Source organism: Burkholderia mayonis, from assembly GCF_001523745.2.
Taxonomy (GTDB): Bacteria; Pseudomonadota; Gammaproteobacteria; order Burkholderiales; family Burkholderiaceae; genus Burkholderia; species Burkholderia mayonis.
The window spans coordinates 1,790,167-1,814,959 of the sequence record NZ_CP013386.1 but is presented as its reverse complement, the minus strand read 5'-3'; the positions used below and the strand labels follow the sequence as shown (position 1 = coordinate 1,814,959).

Below are 24,793 nucleotides of genomic sequence, written 5' to 3'. Positions count from 1 at the left end.
TATTCCGTTGGTCGGTGTCGGGTCAATGGGGAAGCGGTCACGGATGCGCGCGGCTCACGCGGAGATCGTCACGTCGATGTCGTCGTAGCGCTTGATCCGGTAGATGAGCGCCGACACGGCCCAGCTCGCGACGAACAGGCCGATCACGAAATAGCCGAGGATGCCGAAATGCTCGGCCGCCATCGCGGCGAAGTCCCACAGGCCGCCCTTGAGCGCGAGCTTGTCGCCGATCAGCGCGAGCGCCTCGATTCCGCCGATCACGACGGCGACGAGCACCGACACGAACGTGATCGTCATGTTGTAGTAGATCTTGCGGATCGGCCGCACGAACGCCCAGCGGTACGCGCCCATCATCATGATGCCGTCCGTCGTGTCGACGAGCGTCATCCCCGCGGTGAAGAGGATCGGCAGCGCCATCACGGACCAGAACGACAGGCCGCCGTGCGCCTGCGTGGCCGAGATGCCGAACAGCGCGATCTCGGTCGCGGTGTCGAAGCCCAGGCCGAACAGAAAGCCGATCGGATACAGATGCCAGCTGCGCGACACGATCGCGAACAGCGGCCGGAAGATCCGCGCGAAGAAACCGCGCTGGTTGAGCAGGATGTCGAGATCCTGCTCGACGAGCGGCTCGCCGCGCCGCACCGCGCGGAACGTCCGGTATACGGAGATCAGGATCAGCAGGTTCGCGAACGCGAGCACGAGCAGGAAGAACGCCGACACGCTCGTGCCGATCACGCCGCCCCACGCCTTCATCCCTTCGAAGCGCGCGGCGAGCGTCGCCGCCGTCAGCGCGACCGCGACCGTCATCAGGATCACGACCGTCGAATGGCCGAGCGAGAAGAAGAGCCCCGCGCCGAGCGGATTCTTGCGCTCGTGCATCAGCTTGCGCGTGACGTTGTCGATCGCGGCGATGTGGTCGGCGTCGACCGCGTGGCGCAGCCCGAACGTGTACGCGAGCAGCGCGGTGCCGAGCAGCACCGGCTGGCCGTGGAACGCGGCGAACGCCCAGATCCATGCGCCGACGTTGAATGCGATCAGCAGCGCGTAGATGCCGACGATCTTCCCGCGCAGCTCGGCGGGACTGTCGTTGAAGAGGCGGAGAAACGATTTGAGCATGGCGCTCCCTTTGCGAACGGTCGACAAACAAGAAGAATGCCAACACGCGCGACATCGCGCGCGATGCGCATGCTGCCCGCCCGGCCCGTCGTTCGCCCATGCGTGCGGCGCGCCGGCGCGCGCTCGCGACATGCGCGCGACGCGGGCCGAAGCACGCGGCATCGGACGGGGACGAGCCACACAGCGGCGGCAAGCGACGCGATGAAGCCGTGGACGACACGCCGCATCCCCGCGGCGCTGAACCCCGGGACCGCTCGCTGTCGCGCGGCGCATGCGCTCGATCGGCGAACAGACCCTGCGTCTCGGCCGGTATCCGGGCTGACGAAAACGCCGCTTCACCTTCCCGGACACAATGCGTCCAGTGGTTGGCCGCGCATGCCGGCGGGCATGCGGAGAAGCCGGCGCCGCATCGCTCGCGCGATGCATTCGCTTACCGTTGCGGGGGCAGCGCAGGTTGGCGGACCGCGACGCGGCGACGCTCCCTGCTTCCCGTTTAACTGCGTGCGACAGAACCCGCACGCGAGCACCAAAACGCGAGCGAGTGTAGGCGCGCGGGCGCAGCGCGTCAAGGCGGACAAAAGGCGGCGCGGGCGCGGCGCGCCCTCCGCATGCCGCCCTCGCGCGGTCGGCGCTGTGCTATCGTATGCGCGCGTTCGGTGCCCGAGCGCGCGATCGCGCGCTCAGTCAAACGGGAAACAGGAAGCGGCCAGCCCGCGCAGCCTGTGCTGTCCTCGCAACGGTACGCCGCCTGCGACGCGCACGCCGCGTTCGCGCATTCCGCCATTGCGCCACTGTCCTCGCCACGGACGGGAAGGCGGCGGGATGGCAAGCGGTCAGCCCGGATACCGGCCGACGCAGGGGGCGAGCCGCGCTCGCCGAACGCCCGGTCCCGCGAGGGACGGAACCGGGCGCGCAACGCATGGCGCACCGGCTGGCAAGCCGGACGTCGACTGCCGAGACCACATGATTCCATCCGACTCACGCCGCCGGAACCCGCGCGCCCGCCCCTCTCGCGCGGCCGCCCGATGATGCGCGTCGCGCTCGGCATCGGCTGCCGCGCGGGACGGCCCGCCGATGCGATCGAGGCCGCGATCCGCGCCGCGCTCGCGCATCTGCCGCATGCGTCGCTCGCCGACGTCGGCGTCGTCGCGACGCTCGACGCGAAAGCGCACGAGCCGGGCCTCGTCGAATGCTGCGCGCGCCACGGCTGGCCGCTCGCCGCGTTCTCGCGCGACGAGATCGCCGCGCAGATCGCGCGCGCAGCGCGCGCAACGCCGTTTGCGGCCGGCACGCCGCCTTCGGCCGCCGCGCGCGGGCGGTTCGGCGTCGACGGCGTCTGCGAGCCGTGCGCGCTCCTCGCCGCGCCGAACGGCGCGCTCGTCGTGCGCAAGCTCGCGCTCGACGGCGTGACGGCGGCGCTCGCCGGTCCGCTGTGACGCGCGCCGCGCCCCGTCTTCCGATCCACGAACCACACGACTCACAGGACGCCAGTCGATGAAAACCGATTCCGAATCGCATCAACGCATGGCCGAGCGCCGCCGCGCGGGCCACGAGAAGAAACAGGCGGCCGCGACCGTCGAGAAAGGCTTGCTGATCGTCAACACCGGCAACGGCAAGGGCAAGAGCACGGCCGCGTTCGGGATGGCCGTGCGGATGCTCGGCCACGGGATGCGGGTCGGCGTCGTGCAGTTCATCAAGGGCGCGCTGCACACGTCCGAGCGCGATTTCCTCGGCGCGAACGCGCAATGCGACTTCGTCACGATGGGCGACGGCTACACGTGGAACACGCAGAACCGCGACGCCGACGTCGCGACCGCCCGCAAGGGCTGGGACGAGGCGCGCCGGATGATCGAGAGCGGCGACTACCGGATGGTGATCCTCGACGAGCTGAACACGGTGCTCAAATACGAATATCTGCCGCTCGACGAGGTGCTCGCGACGATCGCCGCGCGCGCGCCGATGCTGCACGTCGTCGTGACGGGCCGGCACGCGCCCGACGCGCTCGTCGACGCGGCCGACCTCGTCACCGAGATGCGGATCGTCAAGCATCCGTACAAGGAGCAAGGGGTGAAGGCGCAGCGCGGCGTGGAGTTCTGACGCGATGCCCGCCTGCCCCGCGCTCTTCGTGAGCGCCGCCGCGTCCGGCCAGGGCAAGACGTCGGTGACGGCGGCGCTCGCGCGCCATCACCGGCGGCTCGGCCGGCGCGTGCGCGTGTTCAAGACCGGCCCGGATTTCCTGGACCCGATGCTGCTCGCGCGCGCGAGCGGCGCGAGCGTCTATTCGCTCGATCTCGGGATGGTCGGCGAACGCGGCTGCCGCGCGCTCCTCGCGCGCGCCGCGGCCGAAGCGGACGTGATCCTGATCGAAGGCGTGATGGGGCTCTTCGACGGCACGCCGTCGAGCGCCGATCTCGCGCAGGCGTTTCGCGTGCCGGTCGCCGCGGTGATCTCCGCGCAGTCGATGGCGCAGACCTTCGCCGCGCTCGCGTTCGGGCTCGCGCATTTTCGGCCCGGCGTGCCGTTTCACGGCGTGCTCGCGAACCGCGTCGGCTCCGATCGTCACGCGCAGTTGCTGCGCGGCGCGCTGCCCGAATCGATCCGCTGGCTCGGCCATCTGCCGCGCGACGCGCGGATCGCGCTGCCGGAGCGGCATCTCGGACTCCATCAGCCGGACGACGTCGCCGATCTCGATGCGCGCGTCGACCGCGCGGCTGACGCGATCGCGCGCACCGCGCTCGCCGAGCTGCCGCCCGTCGTCGAGTTCGCGCTCGTTGACGCCGACGGCCACGGGATGGTTGCGACACCGGGCCCCACGGGCGGCCGCCATGACACGCCGGCGGCGGCAAGCATTGCCGAGGACGACGGCGTGATCACAACGACGAGCGTAGTCGAAGACGACGACGTGACCGCAGCGACGAACGCCGTCGATGGCGACCACGAAACGATTGCCTCCGCGGCTCCCGCCAGCGACCGCAGTCGCGCATCGGTCGCATCGGTCGCATCGGCGGCTGCGCCGCGCCTCGCCGGCAAGCGGATCGCGATCGCGCGCGACGCGGCGTTCTCGTTCATCTATCCGGCGAATCTCGATCAACTGGAAGCGCTCGGCGCCGAGCTCGCGTTCTTCTCGCCGCTCGCCGACGCGCCGCTGCCCGACGGCTGCGACGCGCTGTACCTGCCGGGCGGCTATCCGGAACTGCATGCGGCGCGGCTCGCGGCGAACGCGACCACCGCGCGCGCGATCGCCGCGCACGTCGCGGCGGACAAGCCGGTGGTCGCCGAATGCGGCGGGATGCTGTATCTGGGCGATTCGCTGACCGACGTCGACGGCGCGAGAACGCCGATGCTCGGCCTCGTGCCCGGCGACGCGACGATGCAGCGCCGCTTCGCCGCGCTCGGGATGCAGACGCTCGCGACGCGCTTCGGCGCGATGACGGGCCACACGTTCCACTATTCGCGGTTCGCGACGCCGCTTGCGCCCGTCGCGGCCGCGACGCGGCCGGACGACGGCGCGGCGGGCGAAGCGGTCTACCGGCACGGGCCGATCGTCGCCACGTATTTGCATGCGTATTGGCCGTCGAATCCGCGCGCGGCGGCCGCGCTTTTCACGGGCGACGCGCCGTAGCCGTCGTGCGACGCGGCTACGCCGCCCGCCATCGGCCCTGCCCCCTCATTCCACGCGCGCGTCGAGCCCCGCCATGATCGCAAGCCCTTCGTGGAGCGCCGGAAAGAGGCTGCGGTTGAAATTGTTCCAGCGCAGCTCGAGGATCGTGTCGCGCTCCCCGATCTCGGTGTTCAGCACGTCATGGATCACCTCGCCGGAATCGACGCCGTTGTCGACGTAATGGAACGACGCGCCCGTCATCCGGACCGGCTCGACGGGCACGGTCGCCCTCGTCGCCCAGTCGACGACCTTCCGCCCGCGCGCGCCGTATAGCGCATCGAGCGTCGCGTATGCGCCGCGCCGCTCGTACGGCGACTCCGCGCGCGTGATGCCCGGATGGATGTTGACGATCCGCCGGCAATACGGCGCGCCCGGCCGTACGAGCTCGTCGAGGATCACGAGCAGCCCGTCGAGCACGACGAGATCGGCTTCGAGTTCGTCGAGCGCTTCGCGCAGGCGGTGCTCGAACACGTGCTTGCCCGCCGTCCGCGCGGGCGAATCGAACGGCTCGCGCCGGTACTCGGACGGAATCGCGAGCAGCAGATCGTTGACGAGCCTGCCCTGCACGCGCAGCTCGGGCGGGTAGAACCAGCGCTTGCCGGGCTGGTACGCGAAGCCGTATTCGGCGAGCTTCTCGCGGTCGAGCGGCGAGCCCGCGTCGTCGTCATAGATCACGCGCTCGAGCGAGTACGCGTCGCCGAGCCCGGTGTCGTTCAGCGCGTCGACGAGCGATTCGAGCACCGACTTCATGTAGCGCGTGCCGCCCTGATAATCGACCTGCTGCCCCGCCTTGTCGGCGGCGGCGTTTCTCAGCGACCAGATGTAGACGAGTTTCTTCTTTGCCATCGCAGTGTTGTCCTCTCGTTCGGGCGGCGCGGCGCGCCGCCGCGCCGCCCTTTGGGGTGATCAGGCGATGAGCCGCGCTCACCAGTTGTATTTCGCCGATGCGATCACGGTGCGCTCGTTGCCGTACATGCACACCGCATCCGACTGGCAGCCGCTCACGTAGCGGCGGTTGAACAGGTTCGTCGCGTTGATCGCGAAGCGCCAGTTGCGCAGCTCGTAGTGCAGCGCCGCATCGAACAGCGTGTAGCTCGGCACCGTCAGAGAGTTGTCGGCCGCGCCCGCCGCCGCGCTCATGTAGCGCACGCCCGTGCCGACCCCGAAGCCCGTCAGCGGCCCCGTGCGCCACGTCCAGTCGGCCCACAGCGACGCGATCTGGCGCGGACGCGGCACGTCGACGGGCCACCTGTTCAGCGTGTTGTCGTTCGCCTTCACGTTCTTCACGTCCTGGTAGACGTAAGCGGCGATCACCGACAGCTCGCGCGACAGATTGCCGACCGCGCTCAGCTCGATCCCGCGCGAGCGCACCTCGCCCACCTGCACGGACGTGGTGCTCGTCGGGTCGTTCGGGTCGCTCATCGCGACGTTGGTCTGGTTGATCTGGTACACCGCCGCATTCAGCATCAGGTTCTTGCCGGGCGGCTGCCAGCGCAGGCCCGCCTCGATCTGACGCCCTTTGGTCGGCGTCGCGAGCCCGCCGCCCGTGAGCTTCAGGCCGATCTGCGGATTGAACGACGTCGAATAGCTGATGTACGGCGCCAACCCGTAGTCGCCGAGATAAGTGAGGCCGACGCGCCCGCTGAACGCGTGATCGTTCTGCTTGAAGCTCGCCGCGTTCGCGATGTCGTCCTGCGTCGTGTTCGTCCAGTCGTGCCGGCCGCCCAGCGTCAGCACCCAACGCTGCCATTTGATCTGATCCTGCACGTACACGCCGAACGCGTTCAGCGTCGTCTTCGTGTCGGTGCGCGGATACGCGGTCGGCCCGCTGAAGATGTCAGTCGTGATCGGCGCGTAGACCGGGCGGTACAGGTTCAGGCTGGGCGCCTTCGCGAGCCACTCGCTGTCCGTCGTCGTCTGGCGGTTGTAGTCGAAGCCGAACAGCAGCGTGTGCGCGAGCGGGCCCGTCGTGAATTTCGCCTGCGCCTGGTTGTCGACGTCGAAACGGCTGTAGTTGAACTGGAACAGGCCCGCGTAGCGGGTCATCGTCGCCATCGACGGATCGGCGTCGTCGAGGCCGCCGCCGTAGACGGACGCGTCGTCGAGCGACAGGTGCATCCAGCGCACGTTCTGCCGGAACGTCCACACCGGGTTCAGCTTGTGCTCGAACTGATAGCCGAGCGACCATTGCTTCTTCCGGTAGTGGTCGAAGTTCGCGTCCGCGGTGTACAGGTCGTTCGAGATCGTGCCGTTCGGATTCGGCAGCACCGTCCCCTGCGCGGGCAGGAAGTTGGTCGACGTGCCGCTCCAGTCCTGCAGGTACGTCGCGGACAGCGTGAGCGACGTGTCCGCGCTCGGCTGCCACTTGACCGACGGCGCGAACGACACGCGCTGATCGGCGAGCGGCCCCGACTGCGAGTTGCCGTCGCGGCCGACGCCGACGATCCGGTACGACAGCGTGCCGTCCTTGTCGATCTTGTCGCCGATATCGAACATCAGCTGCTTGCGCGCGTAGTTGCCGACCTGCACGCCGACCTCGCGAATCCGCTCGCCGTTCGCGAGCTTGCTCTGCACGTCGACGATCGCGCCCGGATCGCCCTGCCCGTACAGCACCGACGTCGGCCCGCGCAGCACGGTGATGCTGTCGATCATGTACGGATCGACGCGCCAGCTCGACAGGTTCAGCGTGTTCGGCACCTGCAGCCCGTCGACGAACACCGTCGGCGTGAAGCCGCGCAGCGCCGCGTACCAGTCCGACCGGTTGTCCGACCCGTAGCTCGAGAAGCCCGGAATGTAGCGGAATGCCTGATTGATGTCGGTCGCGCCCGTCGCCTCGATCTGCTGCGCGGTCACGACGTTGATCGTCTGCGGAATCTCGACGATCGGCGTATCCGTCTTCGTGCCGGTCGTGCTGCGCCGCGCGACGAGACCGACAGTCGCGTCGCGCTCCGCATCCGCCGACACCGAGATCGCGGGCAACGTGCCGCCCGACGCGGTGTCCTGCTTCACCTGACTGCCCGGCAGCTTCCCGTCCCCCGCCGGCTGCACCGCCTGTGCCTGCGCATGATTCGCCGCCGCCGCGTAAAACGCCACGCCCGCCGCGGCCGCGATCGCACGCATGCGCGTGCTGGTTGCCCACTCCATCTTCCGTTGCTCCAAGTTGCCAAGCGGCCGAAAGGCCGCACCTCATCAAAGAGCGAAGGCCAGCCGGCCGCCGCTCACCCCGTTGTCGTGTCGTGGCCGTGCGCGGCCTTCGGGCCGGACGGCTTCTTCGTGTTCCGCCGCATGCCCGCGCTTCCCGAGCGATGCGGCGATTTCGTCGGCGCGTCGCGCGAGCACCGACAGCAACGTGTCGGACAGCCCGTGGCTGTCCTCGCAGCAACCTTGCAGATAGATCCGCGGCTTGAAGTGCGCGGGCGTCGCGAGCCGGTAGTCACGCGCGACGTCGCCCGCCGCGAGCGCGTCGCCGAGATGCGGCGCGAGCCCGTCGAGCAGTGCGAGATGCGTGTCGCGGCGGTAGCCCGTCGCGAGCACGAGCGCGTCGAAGCGCTCGGTGTGCGCATCGCCCGTCAAGCGGTCGCGCAGCGCGAGCTCGACCTGTCCGTTCGCCGTGCGCACGGCCGACTCGATCGCGGTGTTCGCAAGCAGCCGATGGCCGGGCGTGCCGCCTGTTGCGCCCGATACGCGCTGCAGATAGAGCATTTCGTAGATCTGCTCGATGAGCGGGCGGTCGACGACCGCGTAGTTCGTGTCGCGAAAGCGCTCGATCAGCGTGCGCCGGCCGCTCGCCGGCTGCGCGTAGACGACGTCGGTGAACGCCGGATTGAAGATCTCGTTGACGAACGGGCTGTCGTCCGCGGGCTTCAGCGCGCCCGAGCGGATCACGAGACTCGCGTCGACGTGCGGGAAGCGGCGCGCGAGATCGACGAACACCTCGGCCGCGCTCTGCCCCGCGCCGATTACCGCGACGCGTTTTTTCGCACCGGCGTCGGGCGCGCCGGATGCAGGCGTGCCGACGATCCGGTCGATCGACGTCAGATAGTTCGACGAGTGGACGACGAGGTCCGGCCCGAGCGAGGCGAACGCATCGGGCACGCTCGGCGCGCCGCCGACGCCGACCGACAGCGCGCGGGCGACGCGCTGCCGCTCGCGGCCTTCGCCGTCTTTCGACAACACGCGCAACGCGTCGATCTCGCCGCTTCCGCCCGTCGCCGCGACGGGCTCGATCGCCGTTACCGTCTCGCCGTAGTGGACGCGCTCGTCGAACGCGTCCGCGACCCAGCTCAGGTAATCATGGAACTCGACGCGCGTCGGATAGAAGTTCTTCAGGTTGACGAATTCGCTCAAGCGCCCGTGCTCGTACAGGTAATTGACGAACGTGAAGCGGCTCTTCGGATCGCGCAGCGTGACGAGATCCTTCAGGAAGGAGATCTGCATCCGGCAGTCGTCGAGCAGCATTCCGCGGTGCCAGCCGAATGCCGGCTGGCGCTCGACGTAGCAATGCGCGAACGCGGCCGCGTCTCCCGCTTCCGCGAGACGCACGGCGAGCGCGAGGTTCGACGGTCCGAAACCGATGCCGATTAGGTCGAATACGGTATCTCTCTGCATGTCCCTGATTCCCTTAACGGTGTGACCGGCGCGCTGAAGGCGCCGGCCGGAGAAAAACGTGACGCGGATCGCGTGCATCGTCGACGCGGCCGATCCGGTCCTTGTGGGGCCGACGCGCAAGGCCGCGCTCAATCGGCATCGCGCGCCTCCGTGGCCGGCTGGCCGGCCGCGTGCGCCGGGCGCACGACGAGCGCGCCGAGCGCCGCGAAGCTCGGCGCGGCGAACACGTCGGCGAGCGCGAGCGCGAAGCCGGCCGCCCGCGCCGCGTCGACGAAGCGCACGACGTCGAACGACGTCGCGCCTGCTTCGAACAGGTCGTCGTCCGACGCGGGCGCGGCGCGATCGAAGCACGCACGCCACACGCCGGCGAGCGCGTGCGCGCAGCGGCCGGCCGCGTTTGCGTGCGCGTTTGCGGTGCGCGAAGGCGGCGGCGACATCGTGGCGAGCGCATCGTGGGCATCGTGGGCATCGAGCGGAAAGCGCGCGGCGGACGCGCCGAGCGCGCGCGCCGGCGCATCGACGAAGCCGCGCACGACGTCGAGATAGTCGGCCGCGAGCGCGGCGACGAACGCGCCGTCGACGCGTTCCGTCGCATACGAGAACGCGCCCGTCACGCGGCCGTCCGGATGCTCGACGATATCGAGCTCCAGTTCGAACACGACGCGATGCCGGACGTCGTTGAATTCGTCGACGGCGAGCCCCGCCCAGTCGCGCGCGGCGGCGCCCGCCGGCCGCAGGTAGTTGAACATCACCTGGAACAGCGGATTGCCGTTGACCACGCGCGGCGCGCGCAGCGCGGCGACGACGTCGGAAAACGGCGCGTCCGCGTGCGCGTAGGCGGCGAGCGCCGCGTCGCGCACGGCGGCGACGAGCGTCGCCGGCGTATCGGCGCTCGTCAACCGCGTGCGCACGACGACCGCGTTGATGAAGAGCCCGAGCGAGCGGTCGGCGGCGTTGCCCGTCAGCTCGCGCGTCGACGCGAGCACGCCGACCGGCTGGTCGGTCGCGCCCGTCGCGCGGTAGAACGCCGCGTTGAGCGCCGCGTGCAGCAGCATCGGCAGCGTCGCGTGCGCGTCGAGCGCCATCGCGCGCGCTCGGCGCACGAGCGCATCGTCGAGCTCGAACGCGAGACGGCCCGCGTCCCAGCGCGGCGCGACGGCGCGGCCCGCGCGCGGCGGCGGCAGCGCGTGCGACGGCGCGCCCGCGAGCGCTTCGCGCCAGAACGACAGACGCGCGTGCGGCGCGGCGGCCGGCAGCACGAGCGCGTCGGCCGCCGGCGCTTGGGGTGCTTCGGTTGCTTCTAACGGCTCGGCCACGTGGCCGCCCGCCAGCCGCGCGACGTAGGCCTCGTGGACCGCGTCGAGCCACAGATCGATCGACTGGCCGTCCGACACGATGTGATGAACGACGAGCGACAGCACGTGATCGGTCGCGCCGAGCCGGATCACGCGCACGCGCCACAGCGGCGCGTCGGCGGCGAGATCGAACGGCGAGAGCGCGTCGGCGTCGGCCAGGGCCGCGGCGGCGGCGAGCCGCGCGGGCTCGTCGGCCAGCTCCGGCTTCGCGCCGAGATCAACGATCGGCAATCCGGCGTCCCGCGCCGGCGCGATCCGCTGGCCCGGCGCGCCGTCCGCCCGCGCGATGATCCGCGTGCGCAGCGCCGGATGACGGGCCGCCGCGTGCGCGAACGCGGCGGCGAGCGCGTCGACGTCGAGCGCGCCCCGAAGCCGCAGCGCGACCGGAATGTTGTACGCGGCGCTGTCCGGCTGGGCGCGCCACAGGAACCACAGGCCGCGCTGCGCGGCGGACAGCGGCAGCACGCCGTCGGCGTCCGGTGCGTACGATGTCGCAGGCGCGTCGCCCGCGCCGTGCGCCGCTTCCGCGCGCGCGGCGGCGGCGACGCGCTGCGCGTAAGGCGCGAGAATCGGCGCTTCGAACAGCGCGCGCACCGGCACGTCGCGCGCGAGCCGCTCGGCGACGCGAGTCGCGACGCGCACCGCGGCGAGCGAATGGCCGCCCAGCTCGAAGAAATGATCGGCGCGGCCGACTCGCTCGACGCCGAGCACGTCGCGCCAGATGTCCGCGAGCACCGTTTCGACGTCGTCCACGGGCGCTTCGTACGCACGCGCGACGTGCGCGGGCTCGGGGAGCGCCGCGCGGTCGACCTTGCTGTTCGCGTTGCGCGGCAGCGCGTCGAGCACGACGATGTGCGCGGGCACCATGTAGTCGGGCAGCGTGCGGCGCAGGTGTGCGTCGAGCCCGGCCGCGTCGGCGCGCCGTGCGCGCTCGCGCGCGTCGCCCGTCAGCTCGACGTACGCGACGAGCCGCGCCTCGCCGCCCTTGCCGAACACGACCGCGACCGCCTCGCGCACGTCGTCGTGCGCGGCGAGCTGCGCCTCGATCTCGCCCAGCTCGATCCGCAGCCCGCGCAGCTTCACCTGATGGTCGATGCGGCCGATGAAGTCGAACACGCCGTCCGCGCGGCGGCGCACGAGATCGCCCGTGCGATAGAGCCGCGCGCCCGGCGCGCCGTACGGATCAGGCACGAAGCGCTCGGCCGTGAGCGCCGCGCGGCCCAGATAGCCGCGCGCGACGCCGATCCCCTCGCCGCCCAGGTACAGCTCGCCGATCACGCCGACGGGCAGCGGGTTGAGGCGCGCGTCGAGCACGTGCGCGGTGCGCGCGCCGACGAGCGTGCCGATCGGCAGATACGCGGCATCCGCGAGCCTCGCCGGATCGTCGCCCGGCTCGAACATCCACAGCATCGGCGTGATCACGGTCTCGGTCGGCCCGTAGCCGTTGACGACGCGTGCGTTCGGAAACGCGCGGCGCATCAGCGCGAACGCTTCGCGCGACGTCGCCTCGCCGCCGACCGTGATCGAGCGCAGCGTCGGCGGCGCGCCGTGCTCGAGCGCCCATTCGGCGAGCTGCGTCGCGCAGCCGGGCGGCACGTAGGTCATCGTCACGCCTTCGCGCGCGATCAGCGCGCAGGTCCGCGCGGGCGGCCACAGCGTGTCGGCCGTCACCGCGACCGCCGCGCCCGACAGGTATTGCGAGAACCAGCCTTCGTGCGCGCCGTCGAAATTGACCGACTGGAACAGCATGAACACGTCGCGCTCGGTCGCGCCGTAGCGCGCGGCAATCGCGTCGCAATGGCGCGCGAACGCGCCGTGATCGACGACGACGCCCTTCGGCTTGCCGGTCGAGCCCGACGTGTAGATCACGTACGCGGCCTGATGCGGCGATACGTCCGGCAGCGCGACGCCGTCGATCTCGGCGTCGGGGATCTCGTCGTCGACGAGCCACGCGTGCGCGGCGCCCGTCAGCGGCAGCGCGTCGACGCTGCCTCGCTCGGTGATCACGTGTGCGATCTGCGCGTCGTCGAGCATCTGCGCGAGGCGCTCGCGCGGATGGCCCGGATCGAGCGGCACGAACGCGCCGCCCGACTTGAGCGCGGCGATCAGGCCGACGAGCAGGTCGACGGACCGCGACAGCGCGACGCCGACGCGCATTTCCGCGCGCACGCCCGCCGCGACGAGCCGTTTCGCGAGCCGCGTCGCGCGCTGCTCGACCTCGCCGCGTGTGAGCGCCCGCTCGACGTCGGCGACGCCGCGCGCATCGGGACGGCGGCGCGCGTGCCAGGTGATCCGGTCGTGGACCGAGACGAACGGCTCGTCGAATGGCTTGCCGGAAGATTTGCCCGAAGACTCGCCGGAAAGTTCGCCGACAGGCGATCGCCCCGAGAACGCCTCGCCGCGCTCGCGATCCGCGAAGTCGTGCGTCTCGCCGTTCCACGCGGCGAGCTCGCGACGCTCCGAATCGGGCAGCCATTGCAGGTCGCCTATCGCCGTGCCGGGCGCATCGACCGCGTGCGCGAGCAGCTCGACAAAGCGTGCGGCAAGCCGCTCGATCGCATCGGCGTCGAAGATGTCGGTCGCATAGACGAAGCGCGCGTCGAGCCCGCCGTCGTCGCGCTCGTCGAAGCTCAGCGCCAGGTCGAATTTCGCGTACGGCATGCCCGACGGCAGCTCGGTCGCGCGCACATCGGCGAACGACGGCAGCGCGCGGTGCGCGCCATACGCGGCCATCACCTGAAAGAGCGGATGGTGGCTCGCGCTGCGCGTGACGCCGAGCGCGTCGATCACCTGGTCGAACGGCACGTCCTGATGCGATTGCGCGTCGACGAGGCTGTGCTGTGTCGCGTCGACGAGCGTTTCGAACGCGCGCGTCGCGCCCGTTTGCGCCGCGAGCGTCAGCGTGTTCACGAAAAAGCCGATCAGCCCGACGGTCTCTCCGCGCTCGCGATTCGCCGACGGCACGCCGATCCGGATCTCCGGCTCGCCCGACGCGCGCGCGAGCAGCGTCGCGAGCGCGGCGAGCAGCACCGCGAAAGGCGTCGCGCGGCGCGTCTGCGCGAGCGCGCGCGTGCGCCGCGCGAGCGCGGCCGGCACGTCGAACGTGTGGCGCGCGCCGCCCGGGCTGCGCTGCGCGGGCCGCGTCGCCGCGCCGGGCAGCAGCAGCACGTCGCGGCTCGCGTCGAGCGTCGCGCGCCAGTAAGCGAGCTGACGCTCGCACTCGCCCGCGTCGAGCCAGCGGCGCTGCCAGAGCGCGTAGTCGGCGTACTGGATCGGCAGCGGCGCGAGCGACACCGCGTCGCCCGTCGCGAACGACCGATAGAACGACGACAGCTCCGCGAGCATCACGTCGGCCGACCAGCCGTCCGACACGATGTGATGCGTCGTGAGCACGAGCCAGTGAACCGACGCGTCGAGCCGGATCAGATGCGCGCGCAGCAGCGGGCCGTGCGCGAGATCGAACGGCTCGGCCTCGTCGCGTGCGGCGACGTCCGCCGCGCGCGCGTCGCGCGCCTCGGCGGGCACGCCGGCGAAATCCGTGAAGCGCCACGGGCAGCGCGTCGGCGCGTGCACCGTCTGCAGCACGCCGTCGGCGCCTTCGGCGAACGTCGTGCGCAGCGCTTCGTGGCGCGCAATCAGCGCGTCGCACGCCAGCCGCAGCGCGTTTGCGTCGAGCGCGCCGTCGAGGCGCAGCCGCTCGGTGATGTGGTAGGCGGCCGATTCGCCGAGCAAGCGCGCGTGCAGCCAGAGACGCGTCTGCGCGAACGACGCCGGCACGCTCGCCGCGCGGTTCTCGCGCGGGGGGATCGGCAGCATCCGGAAATCGATCCCCGCGTCGCCGAGCTTGGCGAGGAACTGCTTGCGCTGCGTGTCGGGCAGCCGCGCGAAACGCGCGGCGAGCGACAGCAGATCGGGAGTGGCGGTCATGCGGGCTCCTTACTGGGCTTCGAGCTCGCCGAGCAGCGCGTCGATCGCGCTCGCGGCGTCGTGGTCGCGGCCGGCGTCGTGTGCGCGGTCGATCGCCGCCGCGCAGCGCGCGAGCGTGCGCTCGTCGAAAATCGTGCGCAGCGGCAGCGTCAGCGCCCACTGCAGGTTCGCCTGCGCGTTCGCTTGCGCGGCGAGCAGCGAATGGCCGCCGAGCATGAAGAAATCGTCGTCGCGGCCGATTTCCTGCAGCTTCAGCACGCGCTGCCAGATCGCCGCGAGCGCGCGCTCGGTGTCGGTGCGCGGCGTGTCGATGACCCGCTCGTCGAACACGGGCGCGGGCAGTGCGCGGCGATCGCACTTGCCGTTCGGCGTGACGGGCAGCGCGTCGAGCGCGACGAGCTGCGCGGGCACCATGTATGCGGGCAGTTGCGCGCGCAGCCGTTCGATCTGCGCGGCGCCGTCGAACTCGGCGGCCGCCGTGCAGGCGACGTAGCCGACGAGCCGCTCGTCGCGCACGATCACGACGGCGTCATGGACGCCTTCGGCCGCGCGCAGCAGCGCCTCGATCTCGCCCAGCTCGATCCGCTGGCCGCGCAGCTTCACCTGCGTGTCGATCCGGCCGAGATAGTCGAGCGCACCGTCCGCGCGCCGTCGCGCGAGGTCGCCCGTCCGGTAGAGCCGCGCGCCCGCCGCGAACGGGTCGGGCACGAAGCGCTCGGCCGTCAGCGCCGCGCGGCCGACGTAGCCGCGCGCGAGCCCCGCGCCGCCCAGGTACAGCTCGCCCGTCGCGCCGGCCGGCACCGGATGCAGCGCCGCGTCGAGCACGTGCAGTTGCACGTTCGCGATCGGATGGCCGATCGGCACGGCGGCGCCGGCCGCGTCGCCGGCCGTGCAGGTCCAGTGCGACACGTCGATCGCCGCTTCGGTCGGCCCGTACAGGTTGTGGAGCGTCGCGTGCGGCAGCAGCGCGGCGACGCGCGCAACGAGCTCGGGCGCGAGCGCCTCGCCGCTCGCGACGATCGTTTTCACGCTCGCGCAGCGCGCGGCGGCGCCGAAATCGTCCAGATGCGCGACGAACGCGGCAAGCATCGACGGCACGAAATGCAGCGTCGTCACGCGATGCGCTTCGATCGCGGCGACGAGCCGCGCCGGATCGCGATGGTCGCCGGGCGCCGCGATCGCGAGCTTCGCGCCGACGGAAAGCGGCCACACGAACTCCCACACGGACACGTCGAAGCCGAACGGCGTCTTGTGCAGCACGACATCGTCGGGCGTCAGGCGATACGCGTGCTGCATCCACGCGATCCGGTTCGCGAGCGCGCCGTGCGTGTTGCCCGCGCCCTTCGGCTTGCCGGTCGAGCCCGACGTGTAGATCAGGTACGCGAGCTGGTCGGGTGCCACGGCAGCGGCGGCAGCGGTGTCGGCCGTCGCGGCGGGGAGCGCCGCCGGCGCGCGCTCGATCAACTCGTCGACAGTGACGACGACCGCGTCGGCGCCCGCGAGCGCCGCGTCGACGTGCGCACGCAGATGCGCTTGCGTGATCACGACGGGCGGCTTCGCGTCGCCGAGCAGATACGCGATCCGCTCGGCCGGATAGTCCGGATCGACGGGCAGATACGCAGCGCCCGCCTTCATCGCGCCGACGAGCGCGACGACCATGTCGAACGAGCGCTCGACGCACAGCGCGACGACCGAGTCGGGCCGCACGCCGGACGCGGCGAGCGCCGCCGCGACGCGGCCGGCCTTGTCGTCGAGCTCGGCGTAGCGCATCCGCTCGATCGCGCCGTTGCCGCTTGGGTCGGCGAATTCGAGCGCGATCGCGTCGGGCCGCGCGCGCGCGGCCGCCTCGAATTGCGCGAAAAGCGGCGCGCGCTGCGCGTCGGGCCAGCTCGCACCGGTCGCGTTGCAGCGTGCGATCAACGCGAGATCGTCTGTACCGGCGCACGAGATCGCGCCGAGCGGCGCATCCGGATTCGCGCTCAGACCGTCGATGCACGCGGCGAACGCGCGGTGCAGCGCTTCGACGCGCGCCTGTCCGATCCGCGCGGGATCGTAGCCGTAGTCGATCGACAGCGTCTCGCCCGCTTCGATCACGAGCGTCACCGCGAAATCGGTCGCCTCGATGTTGCGCAGGTCGCGCTTTTGCAGCGCGCGCGGATCGCGCCCCTGCCACGCTTCGTCAACCGGATAGTTTTCGAACACGACGAGCGTGTCGAAGAGCGCGCCGCCCGCGCCCGCCCATTGCTGGATCTCGTAGAGCGGCGTGTGCGCGTGCTCGAGCGCCGCCGCGTTGTCGCGTTGCAGGCTCGCGAGCCAGTCGCGCGCGGCGAGGCGGGGCTCGGGTGCGGTGATCACCGGCAGCGTGTTGATGAAGAGGCCGAGCACCGTGTCGACGTCGGGCAGCGCGTCCGGGCGCCCGGCGACCGTCGCGCCGAACGCGACAGCCGCATGGTGCGTCGTGCGCTGCAGCGCGAGCGCCCATGCGCCCTGCACGATCGTGTTGACGGTCACCTTGAGCCGGCGCGCGACGTTGGCAATGCGCGCGGTGTCGGCGGCGGACAGCGCGGCGCGCCAGTTCGCGCGGCCGGCCGTCTCGTGCGCGGCTGCGCCGTTGCCGGACGCGTCGTTCGCGCCGCGCTCGCGTTCGGCGACGTGCGTCGGCTCGTCGAGCCGCGCGAGCCGATCGAGCCAGAACGCGCGGTCGGCGTCGGCGTCGCGCCGCGCGAGCCATGCGATGAAATCGCGATAGCGCGTGCGCGCCGGCGCGGCGAACGGATTCGCGCGCGGCGGCTCGATGTAGTCGCGCAGCACGTCCGCGAAGAGGCGCGCAGTGCTCCAGCCGTCGAGCAGCAAGTGATGGCGGGTCCAGACGAGACGCCATGCGGTCTCGCCCGTCCGGATCAGCGTCACGCGCATCAGCGGCGGCGTCGCGAGATCGAAGCCGCGCGCGCGGTCGTCGGCGAGCCACGCATCGAGCGCCGCTTCGAGGTGCGCAGCGTCCGGATGCGCGCCGCGCCAGTCGATGGTCTCGACCGGCATCCGCGCATGACGATGGACGACCTGCATCGGCGCCGCTTCGTGCGCGGCGAAGCCGGTGCGCAGGATGTCGTGGCGCGGGACGGCTGCATCGAACGCGGCGCGCAGCCGCTCGACGTCCGGATCGACGAGCGTCGCGACGAGCTGGTTCACGTACGTCGCCCGCTCCGGCGCGAACAGCGAATGGAACAGGATGCCCTGCTGCATCGGCGACAGCGGATAGATGTCGTCGATCGCGCGCGCATCGAACGGCAACCGATCGAGCGCCGCCTGCGTGAGTCCGGCTGCGCGCGCGAGCGGATAGTCGCCCGGCGTGGCGCCCGCGCCGCGCTCGGCGATGCGCGTCGCGCATGCCGCCGCGAGCGCGCGCAGCGCGGCGTCGAATTGCGCGGCGAGCGCGTCGATCGTCGCGCGGTCGAACTGCGTCGCGCCGTACACCCAGTGCACTTTCAGCGCGCGGCCGTCGTTCGCGTCGACGTACGCGTGGATCGCGAGCGCGTTGCCGATCGGACCCGCCGGGTCGCGCTCGCGGCCCGCGCCGCCGAAGCGCGGCACGAGCGCGGCGTCGCGCGGCGCGTCGAACTGGCCGAGGTAGTTGAAGGTCACGCGCGGACGCGTGACCGCGGCGAGCGCGGCGCGCGTCGCGTCGTCGCCGTAATGGCGCAGCACGCCGAAGCCGAGCCCCTTGTTCGGCACCGCGCGCAGCGCGTCCTTCACGCCGGCGAGCGTCGCGGCGGGCGTCGCCTCGACCGCGAACGCGACCGGATAGTGGCTCGTCAGCCAGCCGAGCGTGCGGCTCGCGTCGATGTCGTCGAACAGCGCCTCGCGGCCGTGCCCTTCGAGCTCGATCCGGCACGACGCCGCGCCCGCATGACGGCCGAGCGCGGCGACGAGCGCCGCGATCAGCAGTTCGACCGCGTGGGTCCGGTACGCGGCGTTCGCGTCGGTCAGCACGTCGCGCGTGAGCGCCGCATCGAGCGTCTGGATCACGACGTCGGCGTCGGCGTTGGTCGCCGGGGCGTCCGGATGGTCGAGCCGCAGGTCGTCGTGCGGCGCGGCGAGCGTCGCCCAGTACGGCAGCTCGGCGGCGAACGGCCCGGCCGGATCGCGGGCCGCGCGTGCGAGCCGGGCCGCCCATTCGGGCGCGCTCGCGCCCGTCGGCCCGAGCCGCACCGCGCGGCGCTCGCACGCGGCGCGGTACGCGGAATCGAGATCGTCGAGCAGCACGCGCCACGACACGCCGTCGACGATCACGTGATGGATCGCCAGATACAGCTTCGTCGCGCCCGCCGCTGTCCCATTCGGCAGCGCCGCCGCGAACGCGCACGCGAGCGGGCCGCGCGTCACGTCGAGCGTGCTTTGCAGCGCGTCGAACTGTGCGAGCGCGTCTGCTTCGTCGCGCGCGGCGGCGGCCGCGAGCGGCAGCGCGTCGAATGCGCGCGGCGCGTCGGCGAGCCGCCACGCGCCGTTCGCGCCCGTCGGCGCGAAACGCTGGCGGAACACGGGATGATGCGTCAGCCACGCGTCGAACGCGCGCGCGAACGCGTCGAAGTCGAACACGCCGGCGACGTCGAGCTCGATCGACTGGTTCCAGTGGCCGCGGCGCGGGATGTCGAGGTCGAAGAACCGAAGCTGCGCGGGCGTGAGCCGCGTTTCGTCCGATCGCGCGGCGGACGACGGCTGCGCGGCAGCGGCGCTCGCGTTGGCCGCCGCGCCGTCCTTCGGCGCGACGGCTTCGATCGCAACCGCGACGCGCGCGAGTTCGGCGATCGTCGGGCCGTCGAACAATTGCTTCGGCGTGAACTTGACGCCGCGCTTGCGCGAGCGCGCGATCACCTGCAGCACGAGGATCGAATCGCCGCCGAGCTCGAAGAAGTTGTCGTGGCGGCCGACGCGCGGCGCTTTCAGCACGTCGCGCCAGACGGTCGCGAGCGTCTCTTCGATCGGGCCTTGCGGCGCGTCCTCGTCGGCGGCCGGCGCGTTCGCGGGCGTCGCCGCGAGCGCGCGCAGCGCCGCGCGGTCGATCTTGCCGTTCGCGGTCACGGGCAGCGCGTCGAGCACGACGAGCGCGGCGGGCACCATGTAATCGGGCAGGCGCGCGGCGAGCGCGTCGCGCAGCGCATCGCCCGAAAGACACGCGCCGGCTTCGGGCGTCGCGAACGCGACGAGGCGCAGCCGGGCGTCCTGCTCGACCGCGAGCGTCTCGGCTTGCGCGACGCCGGACAGCGCGCGCAGCGCGGCGCTCACCTCGCCCGGCTCGACACGATAGCCGCGGATCTTCACCTGATCGTCGAGACGCCCGAGGAAGTCCAACCGGCCGTCCGCGCGCAGCCGCACGCGGTCGCCCGTCCGGTAGACGCGCGCGCCCGCTTCGTGCGGATGCGGGACGAAGCGCTCGGCGGTCGCGCCCGCGCGGCCCAGATAGCCGCGCGCGACGCCGGGGCCGCCGAGATACAGCTCGCCGATCGCGCCGACGGGCACGCTCGCGCCTTGCGCGTCGAGCACGCACGCGTGCGCGTTCGGCAGCGGCCGGCCGAGCGGCACGCCGCCTGCGCCGGCCGCCGCCGCGCGCAGGTTTGCCTGAGCGGGCGCGGACGTGTCGCAGACGAGCGCGCCGACGGTCGCTTCGGTCGGCCCGTAGTGATTGATCACGCGGCAGCCGGGCTTGAGCGCGGCGATCCGCTCGACGAGCGCCCACGGCAGCGCCTCGCCGCCCGTCACCAGCGCGTGCGCGGGCAGCGCGTCGGCCGCGCGCTGCGCGTCGAGCAGCGCGTGCAGGTGGCTCGGCACGATCTTCAGCACGCCGACGTCGCGCGTCGCCATCTCGTGCGCGAAGCCGTCCGGATCGAAGGCCGCGTGCGCGGGCAACAGATGCAGCGTGCGGCCCGAGCACAGCGCGCCGAACAGCGTCGTATGCCCGAGGTCGGCCGCGACCGTCGACACCATCGCCATCGATGCGTCCGGTGCGAACGCGAGCTCGCCGAGCATCCCGGAGACGTAGTCGGCGAGCGCCCGATGCGAGACGACGACGCCCTTCGGCGCCCCCGTCGAGCCGGACGTGAAGATCAGATACGCGGCCTGTTCGGGCAACGGCGGCACGCGCGGCGCAGCGGCGTTCGCGAGCGACGCGTCGTGCGCGCACGCATCGACGTCCTGCACGGCGACGCCGTCGAAATCGCCGAGCGCGCCGAGATCGCCCGCCACGAGCATCCGGCGCGCGCCGCACGCGGCGAGCGCGGTCGCGATCCGCTCGCGCGGCGACGCCGGATCGAGCGGCACCGCGACCGCGCCCGACTTCAGCACGCCGACGAACGCGAGCGCGAAGCGCACCGAGCGCTCGATGCAGATCGCGACGGGCGTCTCCGCGCGCACGCCGCCACGGCGCAGCGCGAGCGCGACGCGGTTCGACGCGTCGTCGAGCTCGGCGAACGTGAGCTGCGCGTCCGCGTCCGCGAGCGCGATCCGGTGCGGATGCTCGGCCGCTTCGCGCGCGAACAGCGCGAGGACGTCAGACTCGGTCGCGAGCGGCCGGCCGGCGAGCAGCGCGCGCGGCGCGCCGCCCTCCGCGACCGCCAGCTCGGCGATCGCGCGATGCGGATGGCGCACCGCGTCTTCGACGAGCGCCGCGAAGCTGTCGAGCCACGCTTGCGCGGTCGCTTCGTCGAGCCCGTCGAGCACATATGCGGCGACGAATTCGATGCCGCGCGGGTCGTCGGTGAAATCGAGCGCGAAATCGAAGCGCGCGGCCGGATCGAGCCCCGGCGCCATCCGCACCGACGCGCCCGGCAGCGACGCGGACAATTCGAGATCGAACTGCTGGGCGAACTTGACGCGCAGCCACTCGTCGCCGCGGCGCACGGGCGGCTTCACCGCGTCGACCACCTTGTCGAACGGCACGTCCTGATGCGCGAACGCGCCGAACGCGGCGTCGCGCACCGAGGCGACGAGCAATTCGAACGACTGCGCGGGCGACACGTGCGCGCGCAGCGCGAGCGTGTTGAGGAACAGGCCGACGAGCGGCGCGGTCTCCGGACGCGCGCGCTGCGCGATCGGCGCGGCGACGGCGAGGTCGCGCTCGCCCGTCAGGCGAAACAGCCACGCGTCGAACGCGGCGAGCAGCACGGTGAACGGCGACGCGTGCAGCCGGCGCGCGGCATCGCGCACCGCCCGAGACACGGCGGACGAAAGACGCCGCGCGAGCCGGCCGCCGCGATAGTCGCGCTCGGTCGCGCGCGGCCGGTCGAGCGGCAGCGCGAGCGGCGCGGGCGCGTCGGCGAGCGCGGCGCGCCAGTAGGCGAGCTGGCGCGCGGTTTCGCTCGCATCGAGCGCGTCGCGCTGCCATTGCGCGTAATCGGCGTACTGGATCGGCAGCGCCGGCAGCACGGGCTCGCGGCCTTCGGCGAACGCCGCGTACGCGGTCGTCAGCTCGTCGAACGCGCAGCGCGAGCTCCAGCCGTCGCTGACCGCGTGGTGCGTCGTCAACAGGAAGCGCTGCGCGCCGTCGGCGAGCGTCACGAGCAGCGCGCGCACGAGCGGGCCGTCGGACAGATCGAACGGCGCGCCCGCGTGGCGCTCGGTCAATTCGGCCAGGCGCGCGGCGCGCGACGAATCGAACTCGCCGCGCAGATCGACGGCCGCGATCCGCACCGGCAGTGTCGCATGGATCCGCTGCACGACGATTCCGTCGTCGTTCTCGACGAGCGTCGTGCGCCACGCCTCGTGACGCGCGATCAGCGCATCGAGCGCGCGCTGCAGCGTGTCGAGGTCGAGCCCGCCGTCGACGTCCCAATGGAACGACACGTGATAGGCAGCGCCCGCATCCTGCGTGCGCGCGAGCACCCAGAAGCGCTGCTGCGCGAACGACGCGGGACGCTCAACGGCGCCGGCCGCGTTGTCCGCATCGGCGCGCGCCGTCGGCGCGGCGGCCACGACCGGCCGATCCGCTTCCGGCTGCGCGCCGTCGATCCGCGCGGCGAGCTCGGCAAGCGGCGCGTCGTCGAAAATCGCATCGAGCCGCAGATCGACGCGCCATTCGAGCCGGATCGCGGCCTGCAACTGCATGGCCGCGAGCGAATCGCCGCCGCGCACGAAGAAGCGGTCGACGCGGCCGATCGGCGCCCGATCGTTCAGCAGGCGCTGCCACAGCGCGGCGACGCGGCGCTCCGTGTCGGTGCGCGGCGCGTCGAAATCGGCGGCGGCCTCGACGGGCTGCGCCGCGACCGCGTTGCGCAGCGCGGCGCGGTCGAGCTTGCCGTTCAGCGTGTAAGGCAGCTTGTCGAAACGCACGAACCGATGCGGCAGCCATGCGGCCGGCAGATGCGCGGCGACGTGGGCGCGCAGCGCATCGTCATCCGGCTGTCGTTCGAACGCAGGATGGCCGGCGAGCGTCTCGGTTCGCGGCGCGGCGAGCGCGACGCACGCGATCAACTGCGTGCGCCCGCCCGCCGTCTCGGCGAGCACGCCCGCGTCGCGCACGCCGGGATGCGTGAGCAGGCACGCGGCGATCTCGCCCGGCTCGACGCGCACGCCGCGCACCTGGACCTGATCGTCGATCCGGCCCAGATAGTCGAACGAGCCGTCGGCGCGCTCGCGCGCGAGGTCCCCCGTCCGGTAGATCCGCGCGCCGGGCTCGCCCGTCGGGTCCGGCGCGAAGCGCTCGGCGGTCAGCGCCGGGCGGCCGTGATAGCCGCGCGCGAGACACGCGCCGCCGAGCAGCAGTTCGCCTGCGTCACCGTGCGCGATCGATCCGTCCGCCCGCTCGACGCGCGCGACGCGCCAGCCGATCGGCCAGCCGATCGGCAGCGACGCGTAGCCGTTGCCGTCGTCGAGCGCGGGCGTCGTGCCCGGATCGACCGGCCAGAGCATCGGCGAGATCACGGTCTCGGTCGGCCCGTAGCCGTTGACGAGGCGGATCGAAGGAAACACGCGGCGGATCTCGTCGAACGCGTCCTGCGACATCGCCTCGCCGCCGAACAGCAGCACGCGCAGCGACGGCGGCACGCCTTCGCGCGCGCACACCGCCGCGAACTCGCGCAGGTACGCGGGCGGCAGCGTCGTGTTCGTCACGCGCTCGCGCGCGATCAGCGCGTGCGCGGCGTCGGGCGGGAACGGCGGCGGATCGCTGACGACGACGCTGCCGCCGACCGCGAGCGGCACGAGCCACGCCTCGATCGCGACGTCGAAATTCACCGACGCGAAATGCAGCACGCGATCGTCGGGCCCGATCGGCAGCGATTCCGCGAGCGCGTCGCCGTGCGCGGCGAGCGGACCGTGCTCGACGACGACCGCCTTCGGCGTGCCCGTCGAGCCGGACGTATAGATCATGTAGGCGGCCGCGCGCGGATGCACCGCATCGCCCGCGTCGTCGCCGTGCACGCGCGGCGCGGCCGGGTCCGGCTGCGCGACGCTCGCGACGTCGAGGCACTGCGCGAAGCGCGCGCGCATCGCGGCGTCGGCCGACGCGTCGACGATCCCGTGCGCGAGCCCCGCGTCCTGCGCGACCCAGTCGAGCCGCGCGGCCGGATGGCGCGGATCGAGCGCGACGAACACGCCGCCCGCCTTCATCACCGCGAGGAGCGCGACGAACAGGTCGCACGAGCGTGCGACGCACACGCCGACCCGCACTTCCGCCGTCACGCCCACTGCGCGCAGTTGCGCGGCGAGGCGCGCCGCGCGGTCGTCGAGTTCGCCGCGCGACAGGCGCACGGTGTCGGGCGTGAACGACGCAAGCGCGGGCGCGTCGGGATCGCGCCGCGCGAGCGCGTGGATTCGTTGATGCAGCGCAATCGGAAAGCTCGTCATAGGGCGTGAAGTCCGTTGGATCCGGCCGCTTGGGCCGATTCGTTCATGTCGCCGGCCGCGAAAGGAAAGGGCCGCTTCAACAGTGAGACGAATCACGCGTGAAATTTTTTACCGCGCTGTTTACCCGGCGCGGCGGCGGGCGTGTGGCCGGCGCGCGCCGTGACGGCTGGGCAGGCGCGCCCGGACGCCATCGACGCCTGCCAAAGCGAACGCCGCGGGTAAAGATTCCGCCCGCCCGTTCGTCTAGCAGGCAGAGGGCGCGCACGCGCCTCGCCGTCCGCTTCGCCGC

Annotated in this window: 9 protein-coding genes and 2 riboswitches; of the genes, 3 read left to right on the top strand and 6 right to left on the bottom strand. The window is 72.1% G+C overall.

The annotated features are described in order from the left end of the window. Positions 1–54 precede the first annotated feature (54 nt). On the bottom strand, positions 55–1,116 hold the full coding sequence (locus WS70_RS08975) for a HoxN/HupN/NixA family nickel/cobalt transporter (RefSeq protein ID WP_059470085.1): 1,062 nt from the start codon (positions 1,114–1,116) through the stop codon (positions 55–57). Positions 1,117–1,403: 287 nt separating this feature from the next. Further along, positions 1,404–1,662: riboswitch (cobalamin riboswitch) on the bottom strand. A 90-nt stretch (positions 1,663–1,752) separates the two neighbouring features. Next, positions 1,753–1,984, top strand: a riboswitch (cobalamin riboswitch). Positions 1,985–2,141: 157 nt separating this feature from the next. Here WS70_RS08975 and WS70_RS08970 point away from each other — a divergent pair. From WS70_RS08970 to WS70_RS08960, 3 genes are read left to right on the top strand one after another with little or no spacing between them, the layout of a single operon-like run. Then, positions 2,142–2,552: a cobalamin biosynthesis protein gene (locus tag WS70_RS08970; protein WP_059597032.1), complete on the top strand. Its 411-nt coding sequence runs from the start codon at positions 2,142–2,144 to the stop codon at positions 2,550–2,552. Between the two features lie 58 nt (positions 2,553–2,610). Further along, on the top strand, positions 2,611–3,213 hold the full coding sequence (gene cobO, locus WS70_RS08965; RefSeq protein ID WP_059470087.1) for a cob(I)yrinic acid a,c-diamide adenosyltransferase: 603 nt from the start codon (positions 2,611–2,613) through the stop codon (positions 3,211–3,213). A gap of 4 nt (positions 3,214–3,217) precedes the next feature. After that, entirely contained in the window at positions 3,218–4,738 is a 1,521-nt protein-coding gene (locus WS70_RS08960; RefSeq protein ID WP_059597033.1) for a cobyrinate a,c-diamide synthase, read from the top strand. A gap of 45 nt (positions 4,739–4,783) precedes the next feature. On the opposite strand, the gene WS70_RS08955 is transcribed toward WS70_RS08960, so the two are convergent. The 5 genes from WS70_RS08955 to mbaJ form a co-directional block, all read right to left on the bottom strand. After that, positions 4,784–5,623 carry a formyltransferase family protein gene (locus WS70_RS08955; RefSeq protein WP_059470089.1) on the bottom strand — a complete coding sequence of 280 codons (840 nt, stop codon included), beginning with the start codon at positions 5,621–5,623 and terminating at the stop codon, positions 4,784–4,786. Between the two features lie 78 nt (positions 5,624–5,701). After that, complete coding sequence (locus tag WS70_RS08950) at positions 5,702–7,921, bottom strand: TonB-dependent siderophore receptor (protein WP_059597034.1); 2,220 nt, start codon at positions 7,919–7,921, stop codon at positions 5,702–5,704. Between the two features lie 45 nt (positions 7,922–7,966). Next, positions 7,967–9,385 (bottom strand): lysine N(6)-hydroxylase/L-ornithine N(5)-oxygenase family protein, encoded by a 1,419-nt coding sequence (locus WS70_RS08945; RefSeq protein ID WP_059470091.1) that lies wholly within the window; start codon positions 9,383–9,385, stop codon positions 7,967–7,969. A 128-nt stretch (positions 9,386–9,513) separates the two neighbouring features. Further along, positions 9,514–14,667: a non-ribosomal peptide synthetase gene (locus WS70_RS08940; protein WP_059597035.1), complete on the bottom strand. Its 5,154-nt coding sequence runs from the start codon at positions 14,665–14,667 to the stop codon at positions 9,514–9,516. Between the two features lie 9 nt (positions 14,668–14,676). Then, entirely contained in the window at positions 14,677–24,504 is a 9,828-nt protein-coding gene (mbaJ, locus tag WS70_RS08935; RefSeq protein ID WP_059597036.1) for a siderophore malleobactin non-ribosomal peptide synthetase MbaJ, read from the bottom strand. Positions 24,505–24,793 lie beyond the last annotated feature (289 nt).